This window comes from Clostridium lundense DSM 17049, from assembly GCF_000619945.1.
Lineage (GTDB): Bacteria > Bacillota > Clostridia > Clostridiales > Clostridiaceae > Clostridium_AO > Clostridium_AO lundense.
The window spans coordinates 35,869-55,491 of the sequence record NZ_JHVC01000008.1 but is presented as its reverse complement, the minus strand read 5'-3'; the positions used below and the strand labels follow the sequence as shown (position 1 = coordinate 55,491).

The 19,623-nt window shown below is 28.2% G+C and carries 24 protein-coding genes; 23 read left to right on the top strand and 1 reads right to left on the bottom strand.

Annotation, left to right across the window (positions count from 1 at the left end; translation table 11 throughout):
* The first annotated feature begins 8 nt into the window (after positions 1-8).
* From T514_RS0110360 to T514_RS0110265, 20 genes are all read left to right on the top strand, one after another.
* Positions 9-350, top strand: a complete 342-nt coding sequence (locus T514_RS0110360) for a small basic family protein (protein WP_027624717.1) — start codon at positions 9-11, stop codon at positions 348-350.
* A 10-nt stretch (positions 351-360) separates the two neighbouring features.
* Positions 361-1,083: a DUF881 domain-containing protein gene (locus tag T514_RS0110355; protein ID WP_027624716.1), complete on the top strand. Its 723-nt coding sequence runs from the start codon at positions 361-363 to the stop codon at positions 1,081-1,083.
* A 76-nt stretch (positions 1,084-1,159) separates the two neighbouring features.
* On the top strand, positions 1,160-1,831 hold the full coding sequence (locus T514_RS0110350; RefSeq protein ID WP_027624715.1) for a YggS family pyridoxal phosphate-dependent enzyme: 672 nt from the start codon (positions 1,160-1,162) through the stop codon (positions 1,829-1,831).
* A gap of 11 nt (positions 1,832-1,842) precedes the next feature.
* Positions 1,843-2,295: a cell division protein SepF gene (locus T514_RS0110345; RefSeq protein WP_027624714.1), complete on the top strand. Its 453-nt coding sequence runs from the start codon at positions 1,843-1,845 to the stop codon at positions 2,293-2,295.
* Between the two features lie 15 nt (positions 2,296-2,310).
* A complete protein-coding gene (locus tag T514_RS0110340) occupies positions 2,311-2,592 on the top strand; it encodes a YggT family protein (protein WP_034868815.1) in 282 nt (93 codons plus the stop codon).
* Between the two features lie 4 nt (positions 2,593-2,596).
* Positions 2,597-3,370 (top strand): YlmH/Sll1252 family protein, encoded by a 774-nt coding sequence (locus T514_RS0110335; RefSeq protein WP_051541993.1) that lies wholly within the window; start codon positions 2,597-2,599, stop codon positions 3,368-3,370.
* Between the two features lie 15 nt (positions 3,371-3,385).
* Positions 3,386-4,024, top strand: coding sequence for a DivIVA domain-containing protein (locus tag T514_RS0110330; RefSeq protein WP_027624711.1), 639 nt, complete (start codon positions 3,386-3,388; stop codon positions 4,022-4,024).
* A 145-nt stretch (positions 4,025-4,169) separates the two neighbouring features.
* On the top strand, positions 4,170-5,252 hold the full coding sequence (gene aroB, locus T514_RS0110325; RefSeq protein ID WP_027624710.1) for a 3-dehydroquinate synthase: 1,083 nt from the start codon (positions 4,170-4,172) through the stop codon (positions 5,250-5,252).
* Positions 5,253-5,254: 2 nt separating this feature from the next.
* Positions 5,255-5,947 (top strand): 5'-methylthioadenosine/adenosylhomocysteine nucleosidase, encoded by a 693-nt coding sequence (locus T514_RS0110320; RefSeq protein ID WP_027624709.1) that lies wholly within the window; start codon positions 5,255-5,257, stop codon positions 5,945-5,947.
* A 10-nt stretch (positions 5,948-5,957) separates the two neighbouring features.
* Complete coding sequence (aroF, locus tag T514_RS0110315; protein ID WP_027624708.1) at positions 5,958-6,755, top strand: 3-deoxy-7-phosphoheptulonate synthase; 798 nt, start codon at positions 5,958-5,960, stop codon at positions 6,753-6,755.
* A gap of 105 nt (positions 6,756-6,860) precedes the next feature.
* Positions 6,861-7,499: a TraR/DksA C4-type zinc finger protein gene (locus T514_RS0110310; RefSeq protein WP_027624707.1), complete on the top strand. Its 639-nt coding sequence runs from the start codon at positions 6,861-6,863 to the stop codon at positions 7,497-7,499.
* 171 nt (positions 7,500-7,670) lie between these two features.
* On the top strand, positions 7,671-8,126 hold the full coding sequence (gene lspA / locus T514_RS0110305) for a signal peptidase II (RefSeq protein ID WP_027624706.1): 456 nt from the start codon (positions 7,671-7,673) through the stop codon (positions 8,124-8,126).
* On the top strand, positions 8,116-9,036 hold the full coding sequence (locus T514_RS0110300) for an RluA family pseudouridine synthase (RefSeq protein ID WP_027624705.1): 921 nt from the start codon (positions 8,116-8,118) through the stop codon (positions 9,034-9,036). The genes lspA and T514_RS0110300 overlap by 11 nt, the downstream gene beginning before the upstream one ends.
* Before the next feature lie 149 nt (positions 9,037-9,185).
* Positions 9,186-9,722, top strand: a complete 537-nt coding sequence (pyrR, locus tag T514_RS0110295; protein ID WP_027624704.1) for a bifunctional pyr operon transcriptional regulator/uracil phosphoribosyltransferase PyrR — start codon at positions 9,186-9,188, stop codon at positions 9,720-9,722.
* A gap of 46 nt (positions 9,723-9,768) precedes the next feature.
* Positions 9,769-11,100, top strand: a complete 1,332-nt coding sequence (gene uraA, locus T514_RS0110290; RefSeq protein ID WP_027624703.1) for a uracil permease — start codon at positions 9,769-9,771, stop codon at positions 11,098-11,100.
* 225 nt (positions 11,101-11,325) lie between these two features.
* Positions 11,326-11,871 (top strand): hypothetical protein, encoded by a 546-nt coding sequence (locus T514_RS0110285; protein WP_027624702.1) that lies wholly within the window; start codon positions 11,326-11,328, stop codon positions 11,869-11,871.
* A 186-nt stretch (positions 11,872-12,057) separates the two neighbouring features.
* Positions 12,058-12,681, top strand: coding sequence for a hypothetical protein (locus tag T514_RS0110280; RefSeq protein ID WP_027624701.1), 624 nt, complete (start codon positions 12,058-12,060; stop codon positions 12,679-12,681).
* Complete coding sequence (locus T514_RS27535; RefSeq protein WP_278246521.1) at positions 12,678-12,809, top strand: hypothetical protein; 132 nt, start codon at positions 12,678-12,680, stop codon at positions 12,807-12,809. The genes T514_RS0110280 and T514_RS27535 overlap by 4 nt, the downstream gene beginning before the upstream one ends.
* A 75-nt stretch (positions 12,810-12,884) precedes the next feature.
* Positions 12,885-13,649 (top strand): exodeoxyribonuclease III, encoded by a 765-nt coding sequence (locus T514_RS0110270; protein WP_027624700.1) that lies wholly within the window; start codon positions 12,885-12,887, stop codon positions 13,647-13,649.
* 128 nt (positions 13,650-13,777) lie between these two features.
* Positions 13,778-13,975: an alpha/beta-type small acid-soluble spore protein gene (locus T514_RS0110265; RefSeq protein WP_027624699.1), complete on the top strand. Its 198-nt coding sequence runs from the start codon at positions 13,778-13,780 to the stop codon at positions 13,973-13,975.
* Positions 13,976-14,118: 143 nt separating this feature from the next.
* Here the strand turns inward: T514_RS0110265 and T514_RS0110260 are convergent, their stop codons facing one another.
* A complete protein-coding gene (locus T514_RS0110260; RefSeq protein ID WP_027624698.1) occupies positions 14,119-15,852 on the bottom strand; it encodes an Rqc2 family fibronectin-binding protein in 1,734 nt (577 codons plus the stop codon).
* A gap of 198 nt (positions 15,853-16,050) precedes the next feature.
* Between T514_RS0110260 and dapF the strand changes: the two genes are divergently transcribed.
* The 3 genes from dapF (at position 16,051) to T514_RS0110245 (ending at position 19,535) form a co-directional block, all read left to right on the top strand.
* Positions 16,051-16,872 carry a diaminopimelate epimerase gene (gene dapF / locus T514_RS0110255; RefSeq protein WP_027624697.1) on the top strand — a complete coding sequence of 274 codons (822 nt, stop codon included), beginning with the start codon at positions 16,051-16,053 and terminating at the stop codon, positions 16,870-16,872.
* Positions 16,873-17,955: a hypothetical protein gene (locus T514_RS0110250; protein WP_027624696.1), complete on the top strand. Its 1,083-nt coding sequence runs from the start codon at positions 16,873-16,875 to the stop codon at positions 17,953-17,955.
* A 134-nt stretch (positions 17,956-18,089) separates the two neighbouring features.
* The gene (locus tag T514_RS0110245) at positions 18,090-19,535 is read left to right on the top strand and encodes a GspE/PulE family protein (protein WP_084284484.1); all 1,446 of its coding nucleotides are present in this window, start codon (positions 18,090-18,092) and stop codon (positions 19,533-19,535) included.
* Positions 19,536-19,623: the final 88 nt, after the last annotated feature.

Sequence of the window (19,623 nt, the reverse complement as noted above, 5' to 3'; positions counted from 1 at the left end):
GTTAAGTAATGATAGCGTTTTTAGGTTTAATAATAGGGATAATAGTGGGGGCTATATGGAAGGTAAATATTCCTGAAAAATTTTCACCCTATATGTCCGTGGCAATTCTTGCTTGTTTAGATTCTGTTTTTGGAGCAATGAGGGCAAGGCTTTCTAAAAACTTTCAGGCGGATATATTTATATCTGGTTTTTTTGGGAACTCAGTTTTAGCAGCAGGATTAGCCTATCTAGGGGATAAATTAGGGGTGCCAATATACATTGCTGCGGTAATTGTATTTGGAGGAAGAATATTTGACAACTTTGCTATAGTTAGAAGACTTTTAATAGAAAAGGCTAAGTCACGTCAATGAGGTGAATTTTATGAGAAATAATGAAGCTAATGTGTTTGTATTTGTAGCTTCTATTATAATTGGTATATTAATTGCTATGAATATAAGTTTTACTAGGGAAAATAAAACAACATTCTTAAGCAGTAAGCAATATCAAGATGCCTATGCTTATAGAAATGAATTACTTAATAATTTAAGTAATTTAAATGACCAATATATAATGTATTCAAATAAACTTCAAAAATATGAAAACAATGCAAAAGATAAAAACAAGATAATAGGGCAGATTAATGAAGAAATTTCAGCTAATAAAAAGATTATTGGATTTACAGAACTTGAGGGGCCTGGAATAAAGATATCCATGGAAGATGCTAGTACTGAATTTGTAGAAGATCCTGATGAGTATAAATTAAAATTAATACATAATGAGGATATGATTCAAGTAGTAAATGATCTTATGAATGCTGGTGCAGAAGCAATCTCCATAAACGGATTAAGGATAGTGTCTTCTACAGGAATATATTGTAATGGAGCTTTTTTAAGAATAAATGGTATTCAAGTATGTGCACCATTTTATATAAATGCTATCGGAAATAAGGATGTGTTGAAAAGCTATATGTTAGCAGATGAAAACCATTTAAGGTCTCTTATATTAAGAGGAATTCAAGTAGATATAGAAGAAACTGATGCAATTAAGGTTCCTGCTTATAATGGGGAAATAAAAAATAAATTCATAAAATCCATAAATAAATAGTATATGGTGAAGGATTTTTAAATTTTATGAAGAATACTAAAATTAAGACAAATTAAATCTAAAGGAGACGATAGAATTGTCAATGTTAGAAAATATAATGTCCATAAAAAGTAACATTGGGGAAGACATAACTTTAGTAGCAGTTTCTAAAACTAAACCTTTAGAGGATATAAAAGAGGCCTATAATTTAGGGATAAGAGATTTTGGAGAAAATAAGGTACAAGAATTGGTATATAAAATGGATAATATCTGTTATGATGATATTAAATGGCACTTGATAGGGCATCTACAAAGAAATAAAGTAAAATATATTGTAGGTAGGGTTTATTTAATCCATTCTCTAGACAATATAGGTCTTTTAGAGGAAATAGAAAAACAATATAAGAATAAAAATGAAATAGCACAGGTGCTAATTCAAATAAACATAGGAAAAGAGGAAAGTAAATCTGGGGTTTATGTAGAGAACTTGGAAGAGTTGATAGAAGCTTGTGAAAGTTGTAGTAATGTAAAAGTTAAAGGTCTTATGACAATAATTCCTAAAGGTGATGACGAAAGTTGTAGAAAACATTTTAAAGAAACAAAGAAAATATTCGATAATCTGAAAGAAAGAAAATTTAAAAATTTGGAAATGAAATATCTTTCCATGGGCATGACTGGTGATTATAAAATCGCAGTAGAAGAAGGCGCAAACGTTATAAGAATTGGTCAAGGAATTTTTGGAAAAAGAGATTATAATGTAAATGCATAGGAGGAGTAAAAATGGCAGGTAAAGTATTAAATAAAGTTATGGGAATTTTAGGACTAGAAGATGACATAGATGAATTAGAGGAAAAAGAATGTGAAGAAGAAACTGAAAACACAGAAGAATATGAACCGATAATTCAATCTTCTAAAAAACCAGGAAAAGTTGTAAGTATACACACAGCATCTACTGCGAAAGTAGTAATAGTAAAGCCAATAACTTATGATGAAGTAGTAGATATTTGTGATAATTTAAAGAGTAGAAAAATAATAGTAGTTAACTCTATATCTTTAGAGCCTAAGATTGCTCAAAGATTATTAGATTTTATAAGTGGAGCTACTTATGCATTAGGTGGAAGTCTTGAAGAGGTGGAAAAGGGAATTTATATAGTATCACCTTCCAATGTAGAAGTAGATAGTGAATTAAAAAATGAATTGTCAACTAAAGGAATATTTAACTGGAATAGATAAAATTTGGAGGTAGATATGAACTATACTTTAATTAGAATTATTAATATTTGTTTTAGTATTGCAGAATGGGCTATATTAATTGATGTACTCTTATCCTATGTGCCTATGGGAAGGGAAAATAGTGTTACTCAATTAGTTCATGCTATTACAGAACCTCTACTAGCTCCAGGAAGAAAGATACAAGAAAGAATAATACCAGGGCTTATGATTGATTTTTCACCTGTTTTTGCACTTTTAATACTATATGTATTAAAAAGAATTGTTTATTCTATAATAGCTGGATCATTTATGATATAATATTATGATAGATAAAAAAAATTTTGTGAATAATGTTGAATTTGATGACAAAAACAGGATATGTAATTTATACGATAAAATGTTACTTTCAAATAAAATTGGTAATACCGTATTTACTGATGAATTTTATCCGCCTAATGTATGGAGAAGGTTAGAAGAACTTAGAGAATGCATACCAGTAAATATATTTAGCAATGGTATATTTGAAGAAGCAGAAAGAAGAATTATTGCATTTTCTCCTCAGGAAGTATGGCATTACCCTTTAGAATTAATAAAAATAATAAATAAATCACCATTTAAATCACTTACACATAGGGAATATTTAGGATCTATAATGTCATTAGGTATTAGAAGAGATAAATTTGGAGATTTAATAGTAAAAGATGATATATGTTATCTTCCTTTACAAGATGAGTTAAAAGAATATGTAATTGCAAATTTAAAAAACATAGGGAATTGTCCATGTGATGTAAAGATAGTAGATATATATAATGAGGATATTCCACAGTATAATTTTCAAGATTTAAATATAATATCTACTTCTAATAGAATAGATTGTGTTTTAAGTGGAATTACAAATTTATCTAGAAGTAAAGCTTTAGAGTTAATTTCTTCAGGGAAGGTATTGATGGATTATCTTCCTATAAAGGATAAAGATAAGATAGTAAAAGAGAAATCCATAATTACTATAAGAGGATTTGGAAAATATAAATTCGTAGATAAGTCTGGCTTAACAGGGAGTGGAAGGCAAAGATTGTTATTTAAAAAATTTATTTGATTCGGGGTGTTGACAATGAAAATAACTTCAATGGATATTACAAGCAAGGAATTCAAAAGAGGTTTTAGAGGGTACGATATGGATGAAGTAGATGAATTCCTAGATAAGATTGCAGAACAATATGAAGCTATATATAAAGAAAATTCATCATTAAAAGAAAAACTAAATTCTATTGAAGAAAATTTGCAGCATTACAATAAAATGGAGGAGACTATACAAAATACTCTTTTATTAGCTCAAAATGCTGCGGACCAATCTAAAAAAGCTGCTCAAAGAGAAGCTGAGTTTATTATAAAGAATGCAAATGAAACATCAAAGAGAATTTTAGATAAGGCTCATAATGATGTTATAAAAATTAATGATCAGTTTGAAAAAACTAAAAATGAATTTTTTATGTTTAGAACTAAATATAAGAATTTTATGCAGTCCCAATTAGAAATGTTTGAAAATATGGAAAAGGATTTTGTAAAGAATTATAATATTGGAAGTAAAATGATGGATTCAGAGTTAAGAGAAAAAGATATAGAGATTAATAGCAATGATGACCAAAAGAAGGACAATAATAAATTTATGTTAGAAGTTAAAGAAGATTCAAAGGATGATTTTCAAAAGGACAGTTTAGAGGAAATAAAAAACTTTTTTGTTAAAGATTAAAATCTCGCTCAATATGAGTGAGATTTTTTATGTACAAATAGTGTAATAAATAGATAATAGTGAATAATAAAGAATAGAGAATAAATAATAAATCAATTATTTATATTTTACAATCTATTCTTTGACTAAAAGATGGAGGTGTTTTATGAAGGAATTAGAAGTGGGTGGTGTAAATGGCTATAGAGTATATATAGATAGTACTACAGATAGGCTTTATCAAGCATTAAGTGAGAATAAAGTAAAACATACTGACAATATTTTTTTAGTTACTGATGATAAGGTATATTCATTATATAAAAATGGAATAAAGAAATTTAAAGAAGACTTTAATATGAAGGTATGTTATTTTAAAAATGGTGAGAGTAATAAAAATATAAATACAGTGCAAGAAATTTATACTTTTCTTATAGAAAATAATGCTAATAGAGATAGTATAATTATAGCATTGGGTGGAGGTGTGGTAGGAGATATAGCTGGATTTGCTGCTGCTACTTATATGAGAGGAATAAAATATATAAATATACCAACTACATTACTTTCTCAAGTAGATAGTTCTATAGGAGGAAAGGTTGGATATAACGAAAATTCTATAAAAAATATTATAGGAAGCTTTTATAATCCATACTTTGTGTATGTATCTACTAATTTTATAAAAACATTAGATGAAAAATATTTTGTAGATGGATTGGGGGAAATAGTAAAATATGCTTTGATAAAAGATAAAGCACTATTTAACTATTTAAGTGAAAATTATAAAGGCATATTAGAAAGAGAAAATGATAAGATACTTCACATTGCTAGAAATTGTTTGAAAATAAAGAAGGATATAGTTGAACAAGATTTTGAAGACACTGGATTAAGAAATTTATTAAATTTTGGACACACTGTAGGTCATGGAATAGAAATGATATCCGGTAAGGAATTAACACATGGACAGTGTGTAGCATTAGGAATTTTAGTTTCTTTAAAACTTTCTGAAAGTATTTTAAACCTAGATAAACAGGTATATGAAAAAACAATAGAATTATATAAAAAGCTAGGATTACCTGTAAAGTACAAAGTTGACAATTATAATTTATTTATGTATGCTATTAATCATGATAAAAAAAATAATGATAAAATAAGATTTGTTTTACTTCAAGATATAGGAGAAGGAAAAATAAAGATAGAAGTAAGCAAAGAACAAATTTTTGAAGCTATAAGGCAAAGTATAAGCAAGGGGGAATAAAAATGGTTATTGGAATTATCGGAGCAATGATGGAAGAAGTAGAACCACTATTAAAGGAATTAAAGTTAGAAAGAAAACTAGTAAAGGCTAAAATGGAGTTTAACCTTGGTGAGTTGTGGGGAAAAAAGGTTGTTGTAGTACAAAGTGGAATCGCTAAAGTAAATGCAGCAATATGTGCCCAAATACTAGTTGATGACTTTAATGTGGATGCAGTTATAAACGTTGGAGTAGCTGGAGGAGTTGGAAAAGAAGTTTATCCAGGAGACGTAGTAATTGCGGAAAATCTTGTTCAGCATGATATAGATTCTACTGTGTTTGGAGATAAAAGAGGGCAAGTTCCAAGAATGGATACTTTTGATTTTAAATGTGATGAAACATTAGTGTTAAAAGCAAAAAGAGCATGTGAGAAAATTACTCACTGTAAATGCTTTATAGGAAGAATAGTTACTGGAGATCAGTTTATAGCAGACCCAGAAAAAATAAAATGGTTAAGCGAAGAATTTGAAGCATTAGCATGTGAAATGGAAGGCGGCAGTATAGCACAAGTGTGCTATTTAAATTCAGTTCCTTTTGTTGTAATAAGATCTGCCTCAGATAATGCTAATAATGGTGCACATGTGGAGTATGAAGAGTTTAAACCTGTTGCAGTAAGAAATTCAGTAGGTATTCTTAAGAACATGTTGGAAACTATGTAGGTGATATTTAATGAAAGATTTGTTAGTAGATTTAAAAAGTGGAAATAAAATTAAAGTAAAAGTAAAAGATGTAACTATTGGTGGAGAAGAAAAGGTATTTATATCTGGACCTTGCTCTGTAGAAGATTTAGATACCATGATTAATATTGCAAAAGAGTTAAAATTAGCAGGAGTACATATGCTAAGAGGAGGAGCTTTTAAGCCTAGAACATCTCCCTATGATTTTCAAGGACTTCAATATGAAGGACTAAAGATTATAAAAGAAGTTAGTAATGAAGTTAATATGCCTTTTGTAACAGAAATAATGGATACAAGGGATGTGGAAAAAGCTATAGAATATGTAGATATGATACAAATAGGATCAAGAAATATGTATAATTATAGTCTTCTAAAAGAAGTTGGAAAAACAAATAAGCCTATACTACTTAAAAGAGGAATGAGTGCTACATTGGCTGAGTGGTTATACGCAGCAGAATATATTATGTCTGAAGGAAATATAAATGTAGTTCTTTGTGAAAGAGGCATTAGAACTTTTGAAAGTTACACAAGAAATACTTTAGATTTAAATAGTGTTGCAGTAGTTAAACAGAAATATAGGCTTCCTATAATAGTTGATCCTAGTCATGGAACGGGTCTTAGGGAAATTGTCCCTGCCATGAGTGTTGCAGCTATAGCAGTAGGTGCAGATGGCCTTATGGTAGAAAGTCATATAAGTCCTGATAACTCAGTATCTGACGCTAGGGAAACTATATCTACTGATGCTATGAAAAAAATAATAGAGAGAATAAATACAAATAAGTTATTTTAATTTTAAAATTTCTTTATTTACTTTAATAGAATAATTTAGTCCATTAGCGATAAAATAATTATAGTTATTAAAACATCACTTTAAAGAAGGGAGATAACTATAATTATGGATAGGCAAACTATGGATAAATTTAAGGTGAGATTATTAGAAGAAAGAAAAAATGTAGAAGATATTCTTCATCTTATGAAAAAAAATGAGACTATAGATTCAAATGTGACAGATACTCAAGAATTATCATTATATGATAATCATCCAGCAGATTTAGCCTCAGAACTTTATGCTAAGGAAAGTGGTATGGCTTTAAAAGAAAATGAAATAAATATATTAAATAAAATAGATTCTGCTCTAAAAATGATAGATGAGGGAACTTATGGTGTATGTAAAAAATGTGGCAAAGAAATAAATAAAGGTAGATTAGAGTTTATTCCTTATGCAGAGTATTGTGTTCATTGTCAAGAAGAAATAAATGGGCCTGTGAATATTGATTTGCATACAAGAACTTTTGCTCCTAAAAATAGACCTATAGAGGAAGATATACTAGGACATAATTCAATGTTTATGGATAATGATTTTAGTTATGATGATGAGGTAGGATTTGATGGAGAAGACAGCTATCAAAGAGTAGGAATGTTTAATCAACGTGAAAAAATCTACTATGATGATTATGGTGAAGAAGATGATATGGGTTATGTTGAACCAATAGAAAAGATAAGCAATCAACAGTACAAAAATACTATGTTATAGAAGTAAAAACTCTTATGGGTAAGAGTTTAAAATGAAGAAGACAGAGGAAAATTATAAATAAAAAATAAGGAAACTTTATCTAAAAGATAAGCTGAAACTGAATTATATGCTTTTCTAAAAAGAAAAGTTTCCTTCATTATTCGGTTTTAATTAAAAAAGTGGGGGGTTCTTATGGAGATAGTTATTATTCTACTTGGTATAATTTTAGACAGAATAACAAAGCTTTGGGCTATAAAAACTTTATTATCTGGTAAAGATATAGTAATAATTAAAAACTTTTTTCAGTTTTCATACTTAGAGAATACTGGAGCAGCTTTTGGTATATTTAGAGATAAACTTATGTTTTTAACAGTTATTACCTTAATTGTTGTATTTGCAATTATAGTATATTTATTTAAATTTAAGCCTTCATCAAAAATTTTAAGAATAAGTTTAGCGTTTATAATAAGCGGAGCTATTGGTAATTTAATTGATAGAATACAATACAAATATGTAGTAGATTTTATTTTACTTCACTATAAAGATGTATACTATTTTCCTACATTTAATGTAGCAGATATTTTAGTTAGTGTAGGAACAATTTTATTAGCGTTTTTTATAATAAAGGAAGATGGGTATGGAAAATAGAGAATATATTATAACAAAGGATTATGAGGGAGTAAGACTTGATGTATTTCTAGTAGAACAGCTTCAAGAAAAATCAAGATCTTATATACAAGGCTTAATAGAAAAAGAAGAAGTTAAGGTAAATGAAAAGTTAAAAAAGAGCAACTATAAGCTAAAAGATAGAGATAAAGTAATAATTAATATTCCAAAAGCAGTACCATTAGATATACAGGGAGAGGATATACCATTAGAAATACTATATGAAGATAGTGATTTAATAGTAGTAAACAAGCCTCAGGGGATGGTAGTACACCCTGCTCCTGGAAACTTTAATGGAACATTAGTAAATGCTCTATTAAATCATTGTAAAGATTTATCGGGAATAAATGGTGTAACTCGTCCTGGAATAGTACACAGAATTGATAAGGATACATCAGGGGTTCTAGTTGTAGCGAAAAACGATTTAGCTCATAATAAACTTGCTGAACAATTAAAAGATCATTCTATGACTAGAGTTTACGTTGCCTTATTGGAAGGAGTTCTAAAGGAGGATGAAGGAACCGTAGATGCACCTCTTGGAAGACATCCAGTAGACAGAATAAAAATAGCTATAGTTCCTAATGGTAGAAATGCTGTTACTCATTATAGAGTACTAAAAAGATATGAATCAAATACTTTAGTAGAATGTAGATTGGAGACAGGAAGAACTCATCAAATAAGGGTACATATGGCACACATCGGGCATCCTTTAGTAGGAGATCCGGTATATGGATATAAAAAGCAAAAATTTAAGTTAGAAGGACAAATGCTTCATGCTAAAAAGTTAGGGTTTATACATCCATCCACGGGAAAATATATGGAGTTTGATACAGATTTACCAAAATATTTTAAAAAAGTATTAGAAATTTTAGAAATACAGTTGAAAATATAATAATAATGTGATATTATTATTTAAAATAAATCCTTTAAGTGATCCAGAGAGATCATAAGGCGTTGAATAATATTTTAATGAGTGCATTGCGCCTTACCTCTGTGTGAAGGTGCTTTTTTATTTAATAATTTAAGAATGGTGGTGAAATAATGAATTTAAAGGCTTTAGTACTAGATGAGAAAGGTATTAAGAGATCTTTAGTTAGAATATCTCACGAAATAGTAGAAAAAAACAAAGGTGTAGAAAATGTTGTACTTATAGGAGTCAAGAGAAGAGGAGAACCTCTTGCAGAAAGAATAAGTAAAAATATAGAAATGTTTGAAGGCGTAAAAGTTCCTGTAGGTAGTGTAGATATAACATTATACAGAGATGACTTAACTAAAAAATATGAACAACCACATATGAATAGTGAAAAAATAAATGTAGATATTGAAAACAAAACAGTTATAATTGTGGATGATGTGGTGTATACAGGAAGGACTGTCAGAGCAGCAATAGATGCTATATTTCATCAAGGAAGACCTAAAATGATTCAACTTGCTGTAGTGGTAGATAGAGGACATAGAGAACTTCCTATAAGGCCAGATTATGTAGGTAAAAATATACCTACTTCAAAGGTAGAAATGGTTTCTGTAGAAGTAGCAGAAATCGATGGAGAAGATGCTGTAAAAATATTTGATTTATAAAAACTTTTAAAATAGTCCTGTGAGACTAAAAAGGGAGGAATTATTAATGAAAAATTATGTAGGGGTAGATGAAAAATTACCTATCTTAAAGACAATACCTTTAAGCTTGCAACATTTATTTGCTATGGTTGGAGCTACAATACTAGTACCAATGTTAACAGGTATGAGTCCAGCAATAGCTTTATTTTGTAGTGGTGTAGGAACTCTTTTATACATTTTATGTACTAAGGCTAAGCTTCCAGCGTATATAGGTTCATCTTTTGCTTTTATTGGACCTATGACTGTAGCTTCAGCAGCTTATGGCCCTAATGCTATGATATCAGGTGTAATAGCATCAGGATTAGTTTATACTATTGTTGCTTTAATAATTAGTCTAACAGGTACAGAATGGTTAAATAAATTATTACCACCAGTAGTAGTAGGCTCTGTAGTAATAGTTATAGGACTTGGATTAGCAGGAGTGGCTATAAATTGGGCAGGCTTAAATTCTTCTTTTACAGTTCCTGATATGGCTAGTGTACCAAGATGGGCGTGGATAACAGTATCCATGATAACTTTAGGTGTGGGAGTATTTGGAACTATGTATTTTAAGGGATTTTTAGGAGTAATCCCAATACTTATAGCAATGATTACAGGATATATATCTGCATTAGCTTTAGGAGTTATATCTCAAGAAAGTTTAAATAGAATTGCGGAAGCTAAGTTATTTCAACTACCACCATTCATGTTGCCAAAATTTAATCTAAATGCAATGATACTTATGGCTCCAGTAGCTTTTGTAACTTTAGCTGAGCACATAGGGCATGTTTATGTAACTAATAATGTAGTAGGAAAAGATTTTACTAAAGATCCAGGTCTTCATAGATCCATTCTTGGAGATGGTGTAGCAACTATGTTTGCAGGATTTATAGGTGGTCCTCCAAATACTACTTATGGAGAAAACGTAGGTGTTATGGCTATAACTAAAGTATATAGTGTATGGGTAATAGGTGTAGCAGCAGTAATTGCTATAATACTATCATTCATTGGACCAGTGGCAACTGTAATAGAGACTATGCCAATGCCAGTTATGGGCGGGGTAAGTATATTACTCTTTGGTATAATAGCTTCTTCAGGATTTAGAGTATTTGTAGAAGATAAAGTTGATTTTAGTAAGAAAAGAAATTTAGTAATAGCTTCAGTAATAATAGTACTAGGAATAGGGGGAGCAGCAGTTAAGTTCAAATTTAATGGATCAGACGTAGAAATAGCAGGGGTTGCATTAGCTACATTAGTAGGAATAATACTTAACTTAGTGCTTCCAGCAAAAAGTAGTACAGAAGAAGATGAATCACCAAATAGTAATGATAATAAAGAGAATGTTAAAAAGGCAATTTAAAAATTGTACTAGTTTTTAGAATATAGAATATGGACAGAATTTTCCATTGTCTCCAATACTAAAACCCACGACTGAAATGTCGTGGGTTTTAGTGTATTGCTATATATTCAAAAGTTGTTTTATGATTTATAATCCATAAAAGTTGTTTCTTACTTTTTTTATTATATAAATATTGTATAATATAGGTAATGACCTATTGAAATCATATTATTTGGGGGAATAGATATGAATAGAAAAGTATATTTCCTATCTAATATAAAAAAAGGAAGTTGGGAAAAATTATTTTTTTATTTTATAAACAAAGGAGATAGCTTTAAAATACATTTGCCATTAAAATCAGACGGAACAAAGGATGGTATAGCAAATGATTTTAGCAAATTATCTAAAGTTAATATAAGAACTTGGAAAGGTATGAAAAATAGCATAGAAATAAGCGGAGAATTAAATAAGGATTCAGAAGAATTAATAGTAAAATATGAAACCCCTTCCTTTTTAGGGCAAAGTGGAGGGCTTTGGAGTTTAGAAATATACTTAGAAGAAGAAAAGCTAGTGTATATTGGCAATTTTAATGATAAATTAGTATATTTAGATGAATTTGATTTTAGATTTATAAAAGAAGAAAACATAAATACTGAAGAGTGGATGGAAATAGATATGAAAAATGAAGAAGATTGTGAAAGAGAAGAAACAAAAACAGCATCCATTACATATGAAGAGTTGAAAATTATGAAAAATACTCTAGGAGAACAAGTTGATAATTTAAATGATTAGGATTTTATTTGATAAGGTTAAGATAGATATGGAATTTTTAAAGTAGAGAAAAAACTAGGAGGGCTTTTATGGACTGTTGGTGGAAGCAGTGGAAACATTCGGGAAGAAGTTATAAAATCACCTTTTTCAGTTTGTGGCAATAGTGAACTTATAGCAGTAAAAGTAAAGGACAATAATATAAAATATATGGCTGCAGCTTATTTAGATATAAATCCAAAGAAGAATGAAGATAAATATGATATAGGTTCAGATAGTAATTTTATTATAACTAATTTAAGGATTAAAGAGTTATCTGAGGGATTAAAAGTGAAAGAAAATTACGGTGGTATAGATATACAGGGAACTATAAAAGAACATGAAAACATTAGATTTATTGTAGAAGGGAATACTAGATTACGTGGTTTTGGGTGGAATAGACAGCAGGGAGAAAGGTTTGAAATTAATATTCCTTTCTATGATAGAAATATTTCGAAGTATCCATTAGAAAACTTTAATTTTACTATGAGCTTACCATGTAATTCAAAAAATATAACAAATAATAAAATAAGGGTAGAAGTTTTAGATAAGAGAGACATAATAGAAAAAGAATTATACGTAAGTGATAAAGAAAGTATACCTTCTATATGCTATAGAACTAATAATTTTAAGGATATCAAAAAAGGAAATATTCAATTTGAGTTTTATTCTTTAGGAAAAAACGAAATAGAGGAAAATAGAAAATATATAAAGTTTTTAACAGTTGCTGTAGTATTATTAGTTTTAAGCAATATATATTTATTCAGCAAAATCAAAGGGGGAAAATCACAATGATGGAGTTAATGGCAATATGTGGTGTAATAGATCCAGTTGTTACTATAATGGCCAAAATGGCGTTTATATTTGCTGCTTATAAGGCTATGCAAGCTATGAATGTATATATAAATAGAAATAATAAATAACCGTTTATATATTAAAGGTGTATTCAGCATAGATTACAATAAAAATTTAAAATTGAAAGAATAAAGGTGATAAAAATGAGAATTTATTCATGGAATGTAAATGGATTAAGAGCAATAGCTAAAAAAAATTTTTTTCAATGGATCGAAGAAGAAAAACCAGACATATTTTGTCTTCAGGAAACTAAAATTCAAGAAGATCAATTAGAAAATAATTTAAGAGACATAGAAGGATATTATTCTTATTTTAGTTTTGCAGAAAAGAAAGGTTATAGTGGGACAGCTATTTATACAAAAATAAAACCTAAAAATGTGTATCATGGTATTCATATGGAAAAATTTAATAGTGAAGGAAGAATAGTTATAGCTGAATATGATGAATTTATTCTTTTAAATATATATTTTCCAAATGGACAGATGAATGAGGAAAGACTTAAGTATAAATTAGAGTTTTATGATGCTGTATTAGATTATTGCAATGATTTAGTGGAGAAAGGGAAAAAGTTAATTATATGCGGAGATTATAATACTGCACATAAAGAAATAGATTTAAAGAATGCTAAAGCTAACGAAAATACTTCTGGATTTTTACCTATAGAAAGATCTTGGTTAGATAAGCTTATAGAAAATGGATATACAGATACATTCAGGAATATTTATCCACAAGAGGTTGAATATTCATGGTGGAGTTATAAATTTAAAGCTAGGGAAAGAAATGCTGGATGGAGAATTGATTATTTTTTCGTATCCAATAATTTATTATCACAAGTTGTTGATGCAAAAATACTTACAGATATTTATGGTTCTGATCATTGCCCAATAGAACTTATAATTAATGATTAAAAGAATTTATTGCTATAATTGCCTCCAATTTAATATCATATTAAAGTGCTGTTTTGTACAAACTTATAATACAAAAACAAATAATCACTAGATAAATAAAAAATATATTTCAATAAGGAGGTAATCTTATGGCAAGAAATTCAAATCGAGTATTAATACCAGAGGCTAGACAGGGATTAGAAAGATTTAAAATGGAAGTAGCTCATGAATTAGGATTCTCCGATTATGAAAATATTGATAAGGGTAATTTAACATCAAGACAAAATGGTTCAGTAGGTGGAGAAATGGTAAAGAGAATGGTAGAAGCCTACGAAAAAAATCTTTAGTAATATAAGTAAATTCCTGCATTTGGATTAAATTAGGTATTGGGAAACACTTATTTCATTTAAAGTTTAGAAGAACTTTTAGTGGAGCTATAAGATAAAAGGGTTAGCAATTGCTAGCCCTTTACTTTTAAGAGTATATTATTTTAATCAATTCTTTTTAAAGAAGGCTTTTCGGGAGTTATATAGATTGTTTTATTTGTGTAATATATAACCATTCCCGGCTTAGCTCCATTAGGTTTATGAACATTTTTTACTTCAGTATAGTCCACTGCCACCTTTGAGGAATCTTTACCTTTGCTATAGTAGGCAGCTAGATTTGCTGCTTCTTCTAAGGTTTTTTCAGAGAAGGTATTTACTGTTTTTATTATTACATGAGAACCAGGTATATCTTTTGTATGAAGCCATATATCATGATTATTAGCGAATTTTAAGGTTAAATAATCATTTTGGATATTGTTTTTTCCAACATATATATCTATGTCTTCAGAAGATATAAAATGCATAGGTTTACTTAATTTTTCTTTTTTCTTTCCTTCCTTTTTAAATTTAATATAACCAGTTTCCATAAGTTCTCTCTTTATATCGTCAATACTTTTATAATCTTCTACATTTTTAATACTTGTAAAGACAGATTGAAGATAGTTTATTTCTTCTTTTGTAGATTCTATTTGAACTAAAGCAGCTTCTTCTGATTTTTTACACTTATTATATTTTTTAAAATAGCTTTGAATATTTTGAGCAGGAGTTTTATTAGGATCCAATTTTATATTTACATATTCTTCATTTTCACTATAATAATTTAAAACAGTTACTTTTTCTTCTCCAGTTTTTATACTGTATATATTAGCAGTAAGTAATTCTCCGTATATTTTATATGTGTCTTTTCCATCACATTCTTTTAAGGTATTTTCTAATAAATTAAGCTTTTTATAACATCTATCTAAATTATTATGAATAAGTCTTAAAAGATTAGAGCTTTTACTAGTTAGTCTATCTTCTTTATCTTTATGATAGTAGTATTCATCTAAAAGTTCAGAAGCAGAAGTATATTCAGTTAATTTAATATCATTTAAATTTGTTAGTTCAAAACAATAGAAATCTTTAAACTCATTTTCTTGTGAATACAAAGCAAAAAAGAAATGATTTTCCTTTATTTCTTTAAATATATTTTCTAGTTCATTATATATTTCATACAAGTTATCAATATTTAACTGAATATTAGATTTTGACATTCTATAAAAGATTTCTTTAGAAAATTGAGTACTTATACCAGTAAAAATTTTTGAAAAAATATTTTTTTCAAATTTTATATTTTTTTCTTTAACAAAAGCAACTAAATCTTCGTATATATAATTTAGAGGGCTTAATTTTTCAGAAGCTGGAGGAAATACATATGGTATACTAGGATAAAGACATCTAACACTATTTATATCTGGGGTAACGTGTTTGATACTATCCATAATAATATTATCCCTATGGCGTACTAAGGTAATGTTGCTATGTCTCCCCATAATTTCTATTACTAAGGAGTATATGCTATTAAACCCTAATTCATCTGTACTTTCAAAATCCAAAAACAATATTCTATCTGTATCTAACTGGCGTATATTAACTAACTTAGAGCTATTTAAGTGCTTTCTAAGTAACATACAGAACATAGGTGGTGACATAGGATTTTCTTTTGACATTTTTGTTAAATGTACTCTAGGATATACAGGACTTGAACTTATAAGCAATTTATAATTAGTTCTTTCCTTTTTAATGGAAAGAATAATTTCATCTTTTTCTGGTTGATTAACTTTTTCAACCCGTCCATTTATAATTTTATTTTTTAATTCTTCTGATATGCTATATAAAAAAATACCATCTAAAGCCAAAGTTATCATCCTTTCAGTATGGTTATTAGTAGCTATAACTAGGAAGTAAAATTTACCGAAATATTCCTAATTTATCCGCTATTATTGTAGTATATAGTATAACATTATAAAAATTTAAAATAAAGACATATTTATTATTGATATTATTAAAGTAAAGTAGTAAACTAATTCTGATATTTTTTTAGGAGGGAAAAGGATATGTATTTTACTAAGATGCAAGGGAATGGAAATGATTTCATAGTAGTGGAGGATTTTGAGGGTATTTATTTAAATAGAGAAGAGGAATTAGCAAAAAAGCTTTGCGATAGACATTTTGGTATAGGTGGAGATGGTATACTTTTAGTTAGAAAAAGCAATGTAGCTAAAATACAAATGGTAATAGTAAATGCAGATGGTTCTTATGCTTCTATGTGTGGAAATGGTATAAGATGTTTTGCAAAATATATTTATGATAAAGGTATTGTAAAAGATGCGAAAATAGAAATAGAAACAGGAGATGGAGTAAAAGAAGCATTTTTAGAAATTGAAAATGGTAAGGCAAAAAATATAACTATTAATATGGGAAAACAATCTTTTAATCCAAAAGATATACCAGCTAATTCAAAAAATGAAATAGTACGAAAAAAAATAGAGGTAGAAAATAAAGAATATGAAATAACATCTATGTTAATGGGGGTACCTCATACAGTAATATTTGGAGAATTAGATAATTTTCATATTTTAGAAGGTAGTTTTATAGAAAGATATGAACTATTTCCTAAAGGAACTAACGTAAATTTCTGTGAAATAATTAGTAAAGATAAAATAAAAGTAAAAACATGGGAAAGAGGAGCAGGACCAACTCTTGCTTGTGGTACAGGAAGCTGTGCTAGTGTAATTGCTGCTAACAAACTTGGATTGATAAATACTAAAGCAGAAGTAGAGCTGCCAGGGGGAATACTTTATATAGAAATTACCAATAATGGAGTATTAATGACGGGACCCGCTGAAATAGTATTTGTAGGAGAGATCAATATATAAATGGCTCTTTTTAAAAAAATAACATTAGCAATATGTTTAGGATTGCTAATAATTACCACTTCATCCTGCAGCAAAGGAAAAAGCAAAATTAGTGACAGTGAAAAAAGTATTAATATACCCAATTATCCTAATACTATAGTTATGGAAAATAAAGATACAAAGTTAAATATTTATAAGACAGATAAGGAAGCTATTGCTAAATTAGATTCTTTAGATTATGTATCAGATATAGAATATAATAATAAAAATTCAATATATACATTTGTTACTTATAATCAAGAAGAATTAGGAAAAAATAATATAAAAGTAATAAGTAAAAATGGAGGAAAAGTAATAAATGATTTTTATTTTGCAAAGGATCTAAAGCTTTCCTCTCAAGGAAGTAAATTAGCATATAGAACTTTTAAGAGCCAATCTTTAGATAGTGCACAAGGATTATCACTATATGATATAGAGAAAGGTAAAAAAGTTGATTTGAAAAGTCAAGTGCTTATATCGGGAAGTTTATATTCATGGATAAATGATGAAGAAATTATTTATTATGGAATATATAGTGGTAATGGGAAAAGTACAGGAATATTTAAATATAATATAAAAGATCATAAAGAAGAAATGTATTTAGATAATATACAAGGATATTGTACGTACTTTATGTATTTAAATAATAATATGTTAATTTTTTCTAAGAACATAGAAGAAAACAAGTTATATCTATACAATAAGCAAAATAATGAAAGTGTTGATTTTAGTGTAAATATAGAAAATGTATATGATGGAGTTTTTGATAAAAATAATAATTTGATATATATTATAGCATCAGATAAAAATACTGGTATAACAATTTTATATAAGATAGATTTAAATACTTTAAAAATAGAAAGAATTAATTATGATTTTCCTCAAATGGTGGATTCAGAAGGTGGACTTCATGTAGATTCAGAAGGATTATTATATTATTGTGGATTTACTAATTTAGAAGAAAATAATGATAAAAATGAAGTGTTTATGTATAATCCTAAGGATAATTCTAATAATCTTATATCTATAAATCCATCTAGATATAAGGTAAATGGAAGCAATTAATTGTAAACCTATTCTTATTCTTTGTAGAATTATAGACTACTAAAGAAAGAGTAGGTTTTTTGTTTATAAAAAAGTATTATGGATATAATGGCAAATAATATAGGAAAAAGGTATTCTGAAAAGAGGTGAGCATTGTGGCAGAAGGTATAAAGAAAAATATTGAGTTGAATGTAAATAATGAAGCATTAAAATATATCCCTTTAAATATTGCTTTAACATATGTAATCCTTCCATATGATGTGGTGAATAATACACTATATTTATTTGCAACAGATAAGTTTACAACATCTATAGGGGAAGAATTAAGATTTATTTCAGGTATGGATATAGAAGTGAAAATAATACCAGAATATATCATTAGCGCATCCATACATAAATTTTACTATAAAAATCAAGAAAGAAAAGGAATAAATAATTTAATAGAAGTTTGGGAAAAGAAAAATGAAGGAAAAAAATATTTACATAATGAAAAGAATGTAGTACATACTATACCTACAATAAAGGTTACAGATTATATTATAACGTCTGCTATTTTAAAAAAAGCTAGTGATATTCATATAGAGCCTTTTAAAGGAGAAGTGAATATCAGATTGAGGATAGATGGAATACTTAGTAATTTTACGGTTATACCAATGGACATATATTATCAAATACTTCGTAGAATAAAGATATTGTCCTTTATGGATGCTACTGAAAAAAGAATACCTCAAGATGGGAAATTTGAATATAAAGTTGAAGAAAAAATTTATGATTTAAGAGTTTCTACTCTGCCAACAGTTAATGGAGAAAAAATCGCTATAAGAATATTGTACAGCGAGGAAAATAAAATCACATTAGAATCATTAGGCTTTGATAAAGAAGGAGTGGAAACTATAAAAAATATATTAGGTTGTTCCCAAGGTATGGTGCTTGTTACAGGGCCTACAGGTAGCGGGAAAACTACTACTTTATATGCTATGTTAAATGAATTAGATAAGGCGCATAAAAATGTAATTACTGTAGAAGAACCCGTAGAATATTCCATTAAAGGAATAAATCAAGTAAATGTTAATAATAAGGTTGGATTAACTTTTTATTCTGGGTTAAAGAGTATAATTAGGCAAGATCCAGATGTAATTATGATAGGCGAAATAAGAGATGAAGAAACAGCTGAAATAGCAGTAAGGGCAGCAATAACAGGACATTTAGTCTTGTCTACTTTGCATACAAAAGATGCTCCAGCTTCAATATTAAGGCTTATAGATATGGGGATACCTAAGTATTTAGCAGCTGATGCTATTACTGCAGTAATAGCTCAAAGGCTAGTAAGGAAACTATGCCCATATTGTAATAGCAATAACTTTAGATATGATAAGAAAAATAAATGTAATCAATGTAATAACAGCGGATATTTGGGTAGAACAGTAGTATATGAACTTATGAAAATTGAAAATAAACATAGATACATAATATCCAAAGATTTTAGTGTAGAAAAGCTAAGAGATTATAGTCTACAGAAAGGTATGAAGTCCTTAAAAGAAAATGGTTTGAAACTAGTTAAAGAAGGAATTACTTCTTTGGAAGAAGTAGAAAGACTTTAATCTTAGAATTACATAATAAACTGCACTAATGGTAAGGTTCGACTTTTATATATAACAAAGAAGAAAAAATTTAGTATTTATACTCTGT

Excerpts from the sequence above, each read along its gene's own strand:
- uraA (WP_027624703.1), top strand. The coding sequence starts at position 9,769 with ATGAAAAATTATGTAGGGGTAGATGAAAAATTACCTATCTTAAAGACA.
- aroB (WP_027624710.1), top strand. The coding sequence starts at position 4,170 with ATGAAGGAATTAGAAGTGGGTGGTGTAAATGGCTATAGAGTATATATA.
- T514_RS0110340 (WP_034868815.1), top strand. The coding sequence starts at position 2,311 with ATGAACTATACTTTAATTAGAATTATTAATATTTGTTTTAGTATTGCA.
- T514_RS0110300 (WP_027624705.1), top strand. The coding sequence starts at position 8,116 with ATGGAAAATAGAGAATATATTATAACAAAGGATTATGAGGGAGTAAGA.
- T514_RS0110330 (WP_027624711.1), top strand. The coding sequence starts at position 3,386 with ATGAAAATAACTTCAATGGATATTACAAGCAAGGAATTCAAAAGAGGT.
- T514_RS0110265 (WP_027624699.1), top strand. The coding sequence starts at position 13,778 with ATGGCAAGAAATTCAAATCGAGTATTAATACCAGAGGCTAGACAGGGA.
- T514_RS0110320 (WP_027624709.1), top strand. The coding sequence starts at position 5,255 with ATGGTTATTGGAATTATCGGAGCAATGATGGAAGAAGTAGAACCACTA.
- T514_RS0110250 (WP_027624696.1), top strand. The coding sequence starts at position 16,873 with ATGGCTCTTTTTAAAAAAATAACATTAGCAATATGTTTAGGATTGCTA.
- lspA (WP_027624706.1), top strand. The coding sequence starts at position 7,671 with ATGGAGATAGTTATTATTCTACTTGGTATAATTTTAGACAGAATAACA.
- T514_RS0110345 (WP_027624714.1), top strand. The coding sequence starts at position 1,843 with ATGGCAGGTAAAGTATTAAATAAAGTTATGGGAATTTTAGGACTAGAA.
- T514_RS0110335 (WP_051541993.1), top strand. The coding sequence starts at position 2,597 with ATGATAGATAAAAAAAATTTTGTGAATAATGTTGAATTTGATGACAAA.
- aroF (WP_027624708.1), top strand. The coding sequence starts at position 5,958 with ATGAAAGATTTGTTAGTAGATTTAAAAAGTGGAAATAAAATTAAAGTA.
- dapF (WP_027624697.1), top strand. The coding sequence starts at position 16,051 with ATGTATTTTACTAAGATGCAAGGGAATGGAAATGATTTCATAGTAGTG.
- T514_RS27535 (WP_278246521.1), top strand. The coding sequence starts at position 12,678 with ATGATGGAGTTAATGGCAATATGTGGTGTAATAGATCCAGTTGTTACT.
- T514_RS0110280 (WP_027624701.1), top strand. The coding sequence starts at position 12,058 with ATGGCTGCAGCTTATTTAGATATAAATCCAAAGAAGAATGAAGATAAA.
- T514_RS0110285 (WP_027624702.1), top strand. The coding sequence starts at position 11,326 with ATGAATAGAAAAGTATATTTCCTATCTAATATAAAAAAAGGAAGTTGG.
- T514_RS0110310 (WP_027624707.1), top strand. The coding sequence starts at position 6,861 with ATGGATAGGCAAACTATGGATAAATTTAAGGTGAGATTATTAGAAGAA.
- T514_RS0110270 (WP_027624700.1), top strand. The coding sequence starts at position 12,885 with ATGAGAATTTATTCATGGAATGTAAATGGATTAAGAGCAATAGCTAAA.
- T514_RS0110360 (WP_027624717.1), top strand. The coding sequence starts at position 9 with ATGATAGCGTTTTTAGGTTTAATAATAGGGATAATAGTGGGGGCTATA.
- T514_RS0110355 (WP_027624716.1), top strand. The coding sequence starts at position 361 with ATGAGAAATAATGAAGCTAATGTGTTTGTATTTGTAGCTTCTATTATA.
- pyrR (WP_027624704.1), top strand. The coding sequence starts at position 9,186 with ATGAATTTAAAGGCTTTAGTACTAGATGAGAAAGGTATTAAGAGATCT.